Annotated in this window: 13 protein-coding genes; 7 read left to right on the top strand and 6 right to left on the bottom strand. The window is 33.8% G+C overall.

Annotated elements, in window-relative coordinates; translation table 11 throughout:
* Nucleotides 1–150: 150 nt before the first annotated feature.
* On the bottom strand, nucleotides 151–594 hold the full coding sequence (locus tag PMI10_RS07695; protein ID WP_007806374.1) for a hypothetical protein: 444 nt from the start codon (nucleotides 592–594) through the stop codon (nucleotides 151–153).
* A 30-nt stretch (nucleotides 595–624) separates the two neighbouring features.
* Nucleotides 625–1,215, bottom strand: a complete 591-nt coding sequence (locus tag PMI10_RS07690; RefSeq protein WP_007806373.1) for a thymidine kinase — start codon at nucleotides 1,213–1,215, stop codon at nucleotides 625–627.
* Between the two features lie 236 nt (nucleotides 1,216–1,451).
* Here PMI10_RS07690 and PMI10_RS07685 point away from each other — a divergent pair, with 236 nt between their 5' ends.
* The 4 genes from PMI10_RS07685 (at nucleotide 1,452) to PMI10_RS07670 (ending at nucleotide 5,495) form a co-directional block, all read left to right on the top strand.
* Nucleotides 1,452–2,417, top strand: a complete 966-nt coding sequence (locus PMI10_RS07685; RefSeq protein ID WP_007806371.1) for a hypothetical protein — start codon at nucleotides 1,452–1,454, stop codon at nucleotides 2,415–2,417.
* Nucleotides 2,418–2,523: 106 nt separating this feature from the next.
* Nucleotides 2,524–3,237 carry a 16S rRNA (cytidine(1402)-2'-O)-methyltransferase gene (gene rsmI / locus PMI10_RS07680; protein ID WP_007806369.1) on the top strand — a complete coding sequence of 238 codons (714 nt, stop codon included), beginning with the start codon at nucleotides 2,524–2,526 and terminating at the stop codon, nucleotides 3,235–3,237.
* 14 nt (nucleotides 3,238–3,251) lie between these two features.
* Nucleotides 3,252–5,105 (top strand): ATP-dependent nuclease, encoded by a 1,854-nt coding sequence (locus PMI10_RS07675; protein ID WP_007806366.1) that lies wholly within the window; start codon nucleotides 3,252–3,254, stop codon nucleotides 5,103–5,105.
* A gap of 42 nt (nucleotides 5,106–5,147) precedes the next feature.
* Nucleotides 5,148–5,495: a HopJ type III effector protein gene (locus PMI10_RS07670; protein WP_007806363.1), complete on the top strand. Its 348-nt coding sequence runs from the start codon at nucleotides 5,148–5,150 to the stop codon at nucleotides 5,493–5,495.
* 76 nt (nucleotides 5,496–5,571) lie between these two features.
* Here PMI10_RS07670 and ade read toward each other — a convergent pair whose 3' ends face one another.
* Entirely contained in the window at nucleotides 5,572–7,194 is a 1,623-nt protein-coding gene (gene ade / locus PMI10_RS07665) for an adenine deaminase (RefSeq protein ID WP_007806361.1), read from the bottom strand.
* Between the two features lie 231 nt (nucleotides 7,195–7,425).
* Between ade and recJ the strand changes: the two genes are divergently transcribed.
* The 3 genes from recJ (at nucleotide 7,426) to PMI10_RS07650 (ending at nucleotide 10,921) form a co-directional block, all read left to right on the top strand.
* Nucleotides 7,426–9,126, top strand: a complete 1,701-nt coding sequence (gene recJ, locus PMI10_RS07660) for a single-stranded-DNA-specific exonuclease RecJ (protein ID WP_007806359.1) — start codon at nucleotides 7,426–7,428, stop codon at nucleotides 9,124–9,126.
* Nucleotides 9,116–10,396, top strand: coding sequence for an MFS transporter (locus PMI10_RS07655; RefSeq protein ID WP_007806357.1), 1,281 nt, complete (start codon nucleotides 9,116–9,118; stop codon nucleotides 10,394–10,396). The genes recJ and PMI10_RS07655 overlap by 11 nt, the downstream gene beginning before the upstream one ends.
* Nucleotides 10,397–10,564: 168 nt before the next feature.
* A complete protein-coding gene (locus PMI10_RS07650) occupies nucleotides 10,565–10,921 on the top strand; it encodes a hypothetical protein (RefSeq protein ID WP_007806355.1) in 357 nt (118 codons plus the stop codon).
* On the opposite strand, the gene PMI10_RS07645 is transcribed toward PMI10_RS07650, so the two are convergent.
* The 3 genes from PMI10_RS07645 to PMI10_RS07635 form a co-directional block, all read right to left on the bottom strand.
* Complete coding sequence (locus PMI10_RS07645) at nucleotides 10,918–11,661, bottom strand: UDP-2,3-diacylglucosamine diphosphatase (RefSeq protein WP_007806353.1); 744 nt, start codon at nucleotides 11,659–11,661, stop codon at nucleotides 10,918–10,920. The two genes, PMI10_RS07650 and PMI10_RS07645, sit on opposite strands and share 4 nt — an antisense overlap.
* Nucleotides 11,662–11,901: 240 nt before the next feature.
* The gene (locus PMI10_RS07640) at nucleotides 11,902–12,354 is read right to left on the bottom strand and encodes a 6-pyruvoyl trahydropterin synthase family protein (RefSeq protein ID WP_007806349.1); all 453 of its coding nucleotides are present in this window, start codon (nucleotides 12,352–12,354) and stop codon (nucleotides 11,902–11,904) included.
* 161 nt (nucleotides 12,355–12,515) lie between these two features.
* The gene (locus PMI10_RS07635; RefSeq protein WP_007806347.1) at nucleotides 12,516–13,280 is read right to left on the bottom strand and encodes an enoyl-CoA hydratase/isomerase family protein; all 765 of its coding nucleotides are present in this window, start codon (nucleotides 13,278–13,280) and stop codon (nucleotides 12,516–12,518) included.
* Nucleotides 13,281–13,440: the final 160 nt, after the last annotated feature.

The following is a 13,440-nucleotide window of genomic DNA, read 5'->3' as shown; positions in this document are numbered from 1 at the left end:
TGCTATAGTTCCGTAGGAACATATTATATTGTAGAGCTGGACTTCAGTCCAGTCCAGTTTAGACAAAGTAAGATCATTTAATTTTATACAAAACAACAAACCCGACAAATTATAAATCTGTCGGGTTATATTTTTATATTAAATTTCTAATTATTTATAAAGATCAGGTATTATTGCAACTTTAAACAAAAACACTTTCTTTTTGTCATTGTACCTATAAACCAATACAAAATCATTCTCTCGAAAAACTTTAAGCCCCGGGTTTGCTTTAGCTGTACTTATCAGACTTTTTTCGATTTCTTGATGTATTACATTAACATCGGCCGTTTCCTTTTCTACGTTTACTAATGTCAAATTATATTGAACAATTCTATCCTCAGCCTCAGGTAAACTCACGCTGTCTAAACGAATCCCTTCCTGAATTATTAAAGGACAATTTTTATTATATTTCTCAACCAATTCTACTATTTCAGTATTAACAGTACGAGCACTTTTATAAAGATATAACTGAAACAAAGCAACCAAAACTACCGCAATTATAATTATAAGTAGTAGTCGAATATTCTGTTTTCTTGTACTTTGCTTTTGTTGCATTGTTTATTTAAGCTTAAAATTGTTTAGAAATTATTTTTCCTGGTTTTTCTTCATGGCATTAAAATACGCTGCACGGCTTAACGGTTCATATTCTTCGGTTTCACCAAGCATTACCAATTTATCATTATCGGTTTTACGAAAACTATAGTTGGCTAAGTTTCCGGTTCTCGTACAAACGGCATGAACTTTAGTGACATATTCGGCTGTTGCCATAAGTGCGGGCATTGGTCCGAAAGGGTTTCCTTTAAAATCCATATCAAGTCCTGCTACTATCACACGAATTCCCTGATTCGCCAAATCATTACAAACGGTAACAATTTCATCATCAAAAAACTGTGCTTCGTCAATTCCGATAACGTCACAGCCTTGTGCTAAAATAGCAATATTGGCAGCAGCGGGAACCGGCGTTGAGCGAATTTCGTTGGCATCATGTGATACCACCATTTCGTCATGATATCGGGTATCGATAGCAGGTTTAAAAATTTCGACTTTTTGTTTGGCAAATTGGGCACGTTTTAATCTGCGGATTAACTCCTCGGTCTTACCCGAAAACATTGATCCACAAATAACTTCAATCCAACCAAATTGTTCTTTGTGATTTACTGTATTTTCGAGAAACATTTTGTATTTTTCTACCTTTTAAAATGAATAGTTTTTATTACTTTGTACTGGTAATAAATTGACGTAAAAAATTACTGTTTTACGTTTTCTCAAAAGTAGAAAATTTTTATCAAATCGAAGATTCGCAAACGCTTATTAACAGAAATAAAAAAATGTTCTGCGAATTTCCTCGGAATTAAAGACATTCAAAACACAAAATATACTAAAGCACCATATTCACTATAATTTCAACAGTTATGAAAAAAAAATTGGAAGCCGATTTAATCAGCATTGCACATCGAATTTTAAAACTCAAAAATAAATCCGATATCAATCAATTGTATCTTGAAACGCAGAAATTATATGAAAAACTTGCAGTTCTGAAATTTATAGATGAAAATTTCGACACCATAAAACCAACCATCGGAAAAAGTGAAATTGAATCTGAAGTAGAAGCTCTTTTCGAAAAAGAAGAAATAACGCCTGCAGTAATTAAAACTGAAGAAGAAATTCCAGTAACTGTTGCAGAAACTGTAGTTGAAGTGGCTCCGGAACCAGAAGTTATTGAAGAGATTAAAGAAGAAATAATTTCAGAGGTTCCAGAAGAAGTAACTCCGGAACCTGTTATCGAAACAATTGAAGAGCCCGTTTTTGAAACCCGAAAAGAAACAGAAACTACTGAGGAACTTTCTTTTAAAACCATAAGTGATTTAAAACCAATTAATGATTTTAAACCGGCTTTTGAATTAGAAAAAGAAGAAGAAAAAATAGAAGAACCTAAAATTGAGACTGCTTCAAAATCGGAGCCTGTTCAGATTTCATTTGAAGATTTGGGGATTAATTACGGTGATGCACAATTTGTAAAAGTAGATAGTTTTGAAGCTCTTTCCCCTGCTCCGCCAATATCTGAATTTAAAGAGATAAAAGCTCCGGTAGAAACTGCAATTTTAGAATCATCGAAACCCAAAACAGTTCCGTTAAACGAAAAATTAGCCAAAGGTTTTCATATTGATCTGAATGACCGAATTGCATTTACCAAAAACCTTTTCGGAAACAACACAGAAGACTACAGCCGTGTTTTAAATCAATTATTAACTTTTGATAATTATAATGAAGCTCAGGAGTTTATTGAAAATATGGTAAAACCGGATTATAACAATTGGGAAGGAAAAGACGATTATGCAGAACGTTTCATGGGAATCGTTGAGAAAAAATTCTCTTAAAAACACGAATTTCACAGATTTACACTAATTTATATTCGTGGAATTTTTAGCGCTTAAATTATTCGTGCTAATTCGTGCAATCTGTGTTTAAATATTTAAAATTATTATGTCTAAATTATATATCGTTCCTACGCCAATTGGCAATCTTGAAGACATGACTTTTCGTGCCATTCGGATTCTCAAAGAAGTCGATTTGATTTTGGCCGAAGACACCAGAACCAGTGGCAAATTGTTGAAGCATTTTGAAATTGGCACGCACATGCACAGCCATCATATGCACAACGAACACAAAACAACTGAGAATTTAATCGCACGTTTAAAAGCCGGTGAAACAATCGCATTGATTTCAGATGCCGGAACTCCTGCTATTTCAGATCCGGGTTTTTTATTGACACGCGCTTGTGTCGAAAATAAAATCGAAGTGGAATGTTTGCCTGGTGCAACTGCCTTTGTCCCGGCTTTAGTAAACAGCGGATTACCAAACGACAAATTTGTTTTCGAAGGTTTTTTGCCTGATAAAAAAGGGCGTCAAACCCGATTTTTAGCTTTAGCCGAAGAAACCAGAACGATGATTTTGTATGTTTCGCCACATAAATTAGTCAAAACATTGGCTGAGTTCATACAGTATTTTGGAGAAGACAGACAAGTTTGTGTTTCAAGGGAATTATCAAAATTGCACGAAGAAAATGTTCGCGGAACCGCACGGGAAGTATTAACCCATTTTGAAAAAACAGCGCCACGAGGAGAAATCGTCGTTGTGGTTGCCGGAAAAACAATAACCAAAGAACCTAAGAAAAGTAAATTTCAAAAAGAAGAATAATACATAAATAAAATATGTACATACATTTTGATTTTAGTCAGAGGATTTCCAAAGATACTTTTCCACTTGAATTTGGAAAATTAGACTTCGGATTTTATGATGACACCGCTACTTCAAAAAATAATTATTTTTTAGATAATTTAGAACTTTTTGACAATGGAAAGGCTTCATTTGGCAAACTAGGTGCAATAAATTTTTTTGTTGGAGCAAATAATTCAGGAAAAAGTAGGTTTTTGAGAGGTTTGTTTAAAGTTAATTCCTTTAAATGTACAGAACAATCAAAATCTGTATTGGATCTATTTTTCGAATTACAAGAAAAAAGCACAAATATCGATACAGCTATTTTTTTTGAATTAAGTGAAGGTCTTTTTGGTAAAAATCTAAGTAAAATAGGAGATTTATTTGGTAGTTTATATCAAATTGAAGATGTTCAAAAATCTGTTGTTAATTTGAAAGAAAAAATTAATGACATTGAACATATTCAAATATTGGATGAAATTTTAAATTTCCTTAAAGAACTTAAATTTCATTCTGAAAACTATTTAAAGAAGAAAATTTATATTCCAATTTTAAGATCGATTATATATGATTCAAATTTAAATAAAGACTCTTTTAATAAAATTTATGAAATTAAATATGGCTTAAAAGAAAATGTCTTCACAGGGTTAATGCTATTTGACAATGTTTTTGAATTACACAATTCCGCGGATATTATTAAGTTAGAAAAATTCACATTGTGGTTACAAGATAATTTTTATCAAAATGAAAAATTACAGTTAATTCCAGATAAAGCAAATAGTAATTTATTATTAAAAATTGGTGATGAAATGCATCCCATTTTTAATATTGGAGATGGAATACAACAATTAATTTTATTGCTATTTCCAATTTTTACTTCAGATAATGATACTTGGTGCTTTATTGAGGAACCAGAAACTCATTTGCATCCAGGACTTCAAAGAATTTTTATTGAGACATTATTGAATAATGAATATTTAAAAAGTAAAAATTTACGATATTTCTTCACGACTCATTCTAACCATTTTCTTGATTTATCACTCCATACAGACGACATTTCAATATTTCAATTTCATAAAGGAAGTCAAGAAAAATTTATGATTAAGAATGTTAAACCAAACAAGGAAACTCTTGATTTGCTTGGTGTAAACAATTCATCTGTTTTAATGGCAAATTCATCTATTTGGGTTGAAGGTCCAACTGATAGAAAATACATTTCATTTTTTTTAAAACTTTATTGTACAAAACATTCAAGAAAACATTTAAAAGAAGATATTGATTTTGCTTTTTTTGAATATGGAGGAAACTTAATTGAGCATTATTTATTTGATGAAAATTTCGAAGAAGTTTTTAGTGACGAACAAGTTCGAGAAAAAATCAATTCATTTGCTATATCAAATAAAATATATCTTCTTGCTGACAACGATAATGCTACAGGAAAAAAACTTAAAAGGAGAGAAGAATTGGAAAAGACATCTGAAGCAGAAAAAAACTTTAAATATCAAAATACAAATTATAGAGAAATTGAAAATCTTTTACCAATAAAGATTATTAAAGATTTTTTGGTGGAACTTGTCAATTCTAGTGAAGAGGAAAATGTCAATAAAATTTCTTTTGATAGAGAAGATTATATTTCAATTGGACTTGGTCAGTTTATTACTGATTTATTTGTAAAAAATAAGATAAACGATTTTAAGAAATTTAAAGGTGACAGTGGCACTTTAAAGTCTTCGTATAAAACTAAACTATGCGAATTTGTTATTAATGGAGATTATAGTTACCCAGAACTAATTGAAAATAATAATCAACTTGATGATATAATATCTGACTTGTATCAATTCATAAATTAAAAATAATTCTGATTACACAAACAAAACTTAAATAAATACACAATGAGCATCGCATCTTTTTTACAAAAAGTAAAACAAACTCCAAACCAAATAACATTTCCTGAAACTATTGCAGTAATAGAGGATAACTACAACTTTACACCAACAGCTTTCCAAAATGGAACGCAACACAATGCTGCCGGAGAAAATTCAGGTTCCTGCAAATTATTTTCTTTCGCAAAGTTGCAAAACTTAAGTAAAGAAGAAACGTTAGCCTGTTTTGGCGCTTTCTATTTTGAAGAAGTTTTAGGAGATCCAAACGGAACAAATCACCAAAACATTAGAAACTTCATCAACTTAGGCTGGGACGGAATTCAGTTTGAAGGAAAAGCTTTGACTTTGAAATCTTAAATATTTTGGTCACAGATAAAACGGATTTTCACTAATATTGAGAAAAATAAGTTACTTCTTAACTAACCTTATATGGTTAAATAATTTCCAAATCAACAAATGAAAAACTATTTCCGCTAAATAATCCTTTATCGGATAATTTTAAATCGGGAATAACCAGTAGAGCCATAAACGAAAGCGTCATAAAAGGCGCTTTCAGATTGCTTCCCAATTCTTTTGCCATTGCATCAATTTCCTGATATAATTTTCCAGTTTCCCAACCGTTTTTGTCGCTCATAATTCCGGCAACAGGCAACGGCAACATTTTGCTTTCAGAACCATTTACGGCACAAACTCCACCAGTATTTTTAATAATCAGATTGACAGCATTGCAAATTTCTTCGTCAGAAGTTCCCACAACAACAATATTATGACAATCATGTGCTACAGAACTGGCGATAGCGCCTTTTTTCAGACCAAAATTCTTAATGAAGGCAATAGCAGGTTTGGCATCCTGATAACGATTCACAACAGCCATTTTCAGAATATCTTTTTCAGTATCTGAAACGATTTGTCCATCAACGATTAATGATTGATGGTGAATTTCATTGGTAATTAATTGTCCTTCTAAAGCTTCAATTACCCTGATTTTTGAACCCGAACCCGAAACTTTAAAATCGCTTATTTCTTTGGAAGTGATATTGAAATTATTAGGCGTTTCAAATGGAATATGTTTTATAAAAGATTCACCATCTTCGGCCACTAATTCGCCGTTGATGTAAGTTTGTTTCACTTTGAAATCAACTAAATCTTCGACTACGATAAAATCGGCAGCATCGTTTACTTTCAATAAACCCACATCAATTTTATAATGATTCACAGGATTTACACAAGCAGCCTGTAAGACTTTAAAAACGTCAATTCCTTTTGCAACTGCACGAGCGCAAAGCGAATTAATATGACTTATGATTAAATCATCAGGATGTTTATCATCTGAACAAAACATCATGTTTTCGAAATTTTCCGGAAGTAAATCGATGAGTGCTTCGAAATTTTTGGCAGCACTTCCTTCGCGAATAATTACCTTCATTCCCAGAGATAATTTTTCTTCGGCTTCTTCAAAAGTAAAGCATTCGTGGTCGGTAGAAATCCCGGCTGAAATATATTTTTTAACCGCTTCACCTCTTAATCCCGGTGCATGACCATCAACGGGTTTATTGAAATGTTTTGCCCATTGAATTTTCTTTAAAACTTCTTCATCATTTAATAAAACACCGGGATAATTCATCATTTCTGCCAAATAATAAATGTCGGGAGAAGCCAATAATTCCTTAATTCCGTCTGAATCTATGATAGCACCAGCACTTTCGAAAGAAGTGGCAGGAACACAAGACGGTGCGCCAAAATGAAATTTCAACGGTACTTTTTTACTGTTTTCAATCATATAATAAACGCCCGTCGTTCCTAAAACATTTGCGATTTCGTGTGGGTCAGAAATGGTACCGACTGTTCCGTGAAGTACGGCAATTTTTGCAAACTCGGAAGGAACGAGCATTGAACTTTCGATATGAATATGGGCATCAATAAATCCCGGCATAATGTAATTTTTCACATTGTGGTTTTTCTCAATTATCGAAATGATTTTTTTGTTTTCGACAGTGATTTCTCCAGCATAAATACGTCGGTTTTGGATGTCAACAATTTGTCCCTGAATTTGCATTTTGTTTGTTTTAAAAATGATATAATCAAAAGTAATAACAAATTTTCATTTTTTCTTTTCTCAAATAACCTTAATATAGCTTGTTAAGACAGATAACCATATAAGATCACTTATATGGTTTGTATTTGATTAAAATTTGCATTGAAGAAGATTAAAATGATTAGCTATTTTAAACTAAATTTGTTCTCTCACATAAAATCCTAATTCTTAATTTTCAATTCATAATTATTTATGCGCTGGACCATCAAATCAAAACCTTCAGAAGGAAAGGTAAAACACCTTGCAACCGCCTTAAATGTAGAAGATTTTGTGGCAACACTTTTGATTCAGCGTGGCATTGAAACTTTCGAAGCTGCCAAAAATTTCTTTCGTCCTTCATTAGAACACCTTCATGATCCATACTTAATGAAAGACATGGATAAAGCAGTCGCCCGAATTGAATCGGCAATTGAGAATCAGGAAAACATCTTAGTTTTTGGCGATTATGATGTTGATGGAACAACGGCTGTTTCTTTGGTTTCTTCTTATCTAAAATCGCATTATCCAAACATTGCGACTTATATCCCGGATCGTTATGATGAAGGTTACGGAATTTCTTTTAAAGGTATTGACTTCGCCGACGATAACGGATTTTCTCTAATTATCGCGCTCGATTGCGGAATCAAATCAATAGATCATATCGCCTACGCAAAAGAAAAAAATATCGATTTTATCATTTGCGATCACCACAGACCCGGAAATATTCTTCCTGATGCCATCGCAATTTTAGACCCAAAAAGGGAAGATTGCTCCTATCCTTACGATGAATTATGTGGTTGCGGTGTTGGTTTTAAATTGATTCAGGCTTTAGGACAGAATCGAAATGAAACCATTGAAGATTTGGTTCCGTATCTGGATTTGGTTGCAACGGCAATCGCTGCTGATATTGTTCCGATAACTGGCGAAAACAGGGTCCTGGCTTATTTCGGATTACAGGTTATCAATAGCGATCCGAGACCGGGAATTAAAGCTTTGGTACATCAAATCAAGAAGAAAGTTTTAGACATTACTGATGTTGTTTTTATTATTTCTCCCCGAATAAATGCCGCAGGAAGAATTAAACACGGCAATCATGCCGTTGAATTGTTGACAGAATTCAACTTTGAACAGGCACAGCAATTTGCTTCAGAAATTGAACAATACAATTCAGATCGAAAGGATTTAGACAAAAAAATCACCAAAGAAGCTTTTCAGCAAATTGTAGAAAATCAGGAAGAAAATCGATTTTCTACTGTTGTTTTTCAGGAAGACTGGCACAAAGGCGTTATTGGGATTGTAGCATCAAGATTAATTGAAACCTTTTATCGTCCTACTTTGGTTTTTACCAAAAGTGGTGATAAATATGCAGCTTCGGCAAGATCTGTAAAAGGATTTGATGTTTATAATGCATTGGATGCGTGTGCTGAACATCTGGAACAATTTGGAGGTCATATGTACGCAGCCGGAATGACTTTGAAAGCTGAAAATTACGAAACCTTTAAAGAAGCGTTTGAAAAACAGGTTGAAGAATCCATTTTACCGGAAATGAGAACTCCGGAAATCGAAATTGATGCCGAGATAAACTTTACGGATATAACTCCAAAGCTTATTAGGATTTTAAAACAATTTGAACCCTTTGGCCCACAAAATATGACCCCTGTTTTTATGACATCTAATGTAAAAGACACAGGTTATGCCAAAACTCTGGGTGCAGACGATGAGCATTTGAGACTTTTTGTAAAACAAAATAATTCAGACGGAATTGCCGCGATAGGTTTTGGCCTTGGAAAAAAAATAGAAATCACAAAAAATCAAAATCCTTTTCAGTTAGCGTATTCACTGGCTGAAAATGAGTGGAATGATACCGTTTCAACTCAACTTATGCTTAAAGATATTAGAACAAATGAAGAATAAAGAAAAGAAAAACGACCCGTATCAGGCGTTACGTTATAGAGAATTTAATGTATTTTTATTATTACGATTTGCAATGGTTTTTGCATGGTCGATGCAGTTTATTGTTATTGAATGGGAAGTTTACAGCCTTACAAAAAACCCTCTTTCGTTAGGAATGATTGGATTAATGGAAGTTATACCTGCCGTGTCGATGGCATTATTTGCCGGTCATATGGTCGATCAAAGGGAAAAGAAAGGATTATTAGTAAAATGTATACTAGGCTTTACAATAATTAGCTTCGGACTATTTTTACTGACCTGGCCAAAAGTCGTGAGTGGATTATCTTCGGATCTTATTTTATATTCTATTTACTTTTTAGTTTTTCTTGGAGGATTAGTTCGTGCTTTTCTTGGGCCGACTATTTTCTCGCTTTTATCTTTAATTGTCCCTAAAAAAGCATATCCAAATGCAGCTACCTGGAGTAGTTCTGTTTGGCAGATCGGTGCCGTTTTAGGTCCGGCCGTTGCAGGTTTTTCAATTAATTTTATTGGTGTTCACTGGTCCATGTGTCTGGTAGTTGGGTGTTCTGTTTTTGCCTTGATCGCTTTATCACAAATCAGTAAAAAACCTATTTTGAATCCTAAAATTGGCGAACCGGTAATGGAAAGCTTAAAGGAAGGAATCAAGTTTGTATTTAATAATAAAACCATTTTAGGTGTGCTTTCGCTTGATATGGTTGCGGTTCTTTTTGGAGGTGCCGTAGCATTATTACCTGTTTTTGCTCAGGACATTCTAAAAGTTGGTCCAGAAGGTTTTGGTATTTTAAGGGCTGCTCCTGCCATTGGTGCTTTTATTACCATGTTAATTTCAGCTTACGTTCCTTTGTATAAAAAAGCCGGAATGAAGCTTTTAATAGCCATTTTTATTTTCGGATTGTGTATTATTTTGTTCGGAATTTCAACTATTTTTTGGTTGTCAGTGGTGGCATTATTCTTAAGCGGAGTTGCTGATGGAATTTCTGTAGTTATCCGTCAAACCATTTTACAGCTTAAAACTCCCGATCATATGCGTGGTCGTGTGGCAGCTGTAAACTCAATGTTCGTAGGGTCATCAAACGAATTAGGTGCTTTTGAAAGCGGTTTAACAGCAAAATTAATGGGGACCGTAACTTCTGTTGTATTTGGAGGAAGTATGACTCTTTTGACGGTCTTAGGTTTCGGAATAAAATCACCAACCTTTAGAAATCTGGATCTTCAAAAAGATATGGATGACCATCAGAACATGGAGTAATGAACTTTAAAACCATATAAGTGATATAAGTTCATTTAAAAAAGATTCCGATAAACTAAAATGAACTATATCACTTATATGGTGAAGATTTTTTTTGCAATTTTATGAATTTTTTATTTAGAATTAATATAAATAATATTTATATTTGTTTAGATAAAGTATTCAACAATGAGAGAAATTGAACAGATATACCATAATAACTTTGGAATTGCCTTTTACTGGAAAAAGGAAAATAAAACGATATTCGACAAAGTACAATTGGTTTTTAAAGAAACCGGGTTCTATTTTACAATAGCCGAATTAAATCAGTTTTGTGATTTGATTGAAGATAGTCTTATCGAAAACTCTTGTTGTAAAACGTGTGAACTGAAAAATTCCTGCCATAAATTTTTATTAAAAACACCTTGCACACAGGTAGATCTGGCTGTTTCGATAAAAGAGATAAAATCAATAAAAGATTTAGTCGAAGGGACTTTATTCAAAATTGATTTAGATGAATATGTTTATGGAGCTGGCTTAAACTAATTTTCAAATTTCTGAAGCTCAAAAGTCTCGCCATCAAAAACTCCGTAAGTAAAGTAACCAATCCAGTCACCCAGATTTACATAATTTGAATTTTCTCCAACGGGAATAATCATAGGTAAATGACGGTGACCAAAAATAAAGTAATTGTAATGTTTGGTTTCAAGTTTGCGTTTGGCATACAAAACCAGCCATTCGTTTTCTTCGCCTAAGAATTTCACATCTTCATCTCCTGAAATCAACTTGTTTTTTACTGATAAATATTGTGCCAAACTAACCCCAACGTCCGGATGCAGCCAACGGAAAAGCCATTTTGAAAACGGATTTGTAAATACTTTTTTCATTCTTTTATACCCTTTATCACCAGGACCTTTTCCATCACCGTGACCAATTAAGAACGTTTTTCCGTTAAAAGTAAATTCCTTGTTATCATGATAAACCGGAATATTCAATTCGGTTTGGAAATAGTCGTTCATCCACAAATCGTGATTTCCAACGAAAAAATAAATTGGGATTCCACTGTCACGAATTTCAGCCAATTTGCCCAAAACACGAACAAACCCTTTTGGAACAACCGTTTTATATTCGAACCAAAAATCAAATAAATCACCTAATAAAAAAATAGCTTCTGCATCTTGTTTCACCTCATCAAGCCAGGCAACAAATTTTTGCTCACGCGGTAAACTTAATTCGGGAGTTGGTGCTCCAAAATGCTGGTCAGAAGCAAAATATACTTTTTTCATTCTTTTTTAGATTGTAAGTTATGGGTTATCCGTTCTGAGTTTAGAGATTTAGAAGTTTTTTGATTTCAATTTATTTTGAACACATAGAAACATAGTTTTATAAATTTTGCAAAAGGCGTTTCACTTTTACATTAATTCACAATAGTAAGCTATGTGTGAAAGCCAGCTTTATTTTTTAACTTTAAAAAAACAAACCAAAATCTATGTTTCTATGTGTTTAATTTTTTATTGGGATTTATCCTAAATGTTGTCACTTGCGAACCATTCAGCAAATGAAGATTCGGTTTCCTGAAGTTTTAGGGAGAAAAGTTTAATTCCTGAAGGCAATCTTGCAACAATTCTGTCTGCAAAATCAACTACCATATTTTCGCTGGTTGGCTGATAATCGACCAAAATTACGTGATGACCACGATTTTTCAGTTCGTTTGCCAATTCGATATGCGGTGTTGTTTCGTTAAAAACTGTTGCATGGTCAAACTGATCGACAATTTCTTCTTTTACAATTTTCTTTAGATCCGAAAAATCGATTACCATTCCGAATTTTACATTTGATCGGTCTGTAATTGGCGAACCAATAACCGTTACCGATAATTTGTAACTGTGTCCGTGAACGTTTTTGCATTTTCCGTCGTAGCCGTACAAAGCGTGTCCTGTTTCGAAACTAAATTGTTTTGTAATTCTGATATTACTCATCGGGTATAATTTTCTGCAAATTTATGAAATAGAAGCGAGAAACGGGCTTTAATTACAAAAAGGTCTACATTAGGATCCAGCCCTGATGTTAGCGACATCCTTTTGTGGCGGGGTTTGCCACAAAAGATATAGCGAACAGCGGGAAGAAGCTCCTGAAAAAACTACTTCTTAAATTGTAATAATGCAGATTTTGAAAATTCAGACAAAACCAATTTTCCCGTAATGGCAGCACGTTCAAAAAGTAAGGACTCCCAATTTTCGGTACCTTCCCAAATGATTTTCTTCATTTCTGACAACGCTTCAGGATTGTAACTACTCAACTTTTGGCTAAAATTTTCGGTGGCAGCATCGAGTTCAGACATTTCGTGAATAGCAGAGAAAAGACCTTTTTGAAGTGCCCAGTTGGCCGATTTCCATTCATGTGCTGCCAGAGTCATTTCGGTCATTGCCGGTTTACCAATTTTTCGGGAAACTGCAGGCTCAATCACAAACGGGCCAATGCCAATAGCAAGTTCTGAGAGTTTTATGGCGCTTTCAGGCGTCGCCAAAACATAATCGCAGGCAGCAATAATACCAACGCCGCCACCAACAGCTTTTCCCTGAACACGACCAATAATAAGTTTAGTACAGTTGCGCATGGCATTTAACAAATGAGCAAATCCTGAGAAAAATTCTGTGCCCTGCACTTCGTTTTCTATCGTCAAAAGTTCATCAAAAGAAGCACCGGAACAAAAAACCTTCGGCCCTTCGCTTTTCAGAACAACCACCGAAATGGTTTCGTTTCTACTCAATAAATTGATTTCGGCCGTCAATCGATCCAACAATTCACGCGGGAAAGAATTACTGGCCGGGTGACCAAATTGCACTATTGCAACGGCATTTTGAAAAGTAGTTTGCAAAGATCCGTTTTGATTTTCTGAACTCATAAAAATAGATTTGAAACGTAAAGTTACGGTTTTGATAACTATTTTCAGATCAATGCGATTTGAAATTTGTTTTTTGAAAATTAATTGACTTAATTTGCTATCGCAATGGGGGATTAGCTCATTTGGCTAGAGTATCCCGATGGTAATCGGGAAGGTGACA

Origin of the sequence: Flavobacterium sp. CF136 (assembly GCF_000282055.1) — a bacterium.
In the GTDB taxonomy this organism is placed as follows: domain Bacteria; phylum Bacteroidota; class Bacteroidia; order Flavobacteriales; family Flavobacteriaceae; genus Flavobacterium.
This window is presented reverse-complemented; position numbering and strand designations above follow the sequence as displayed.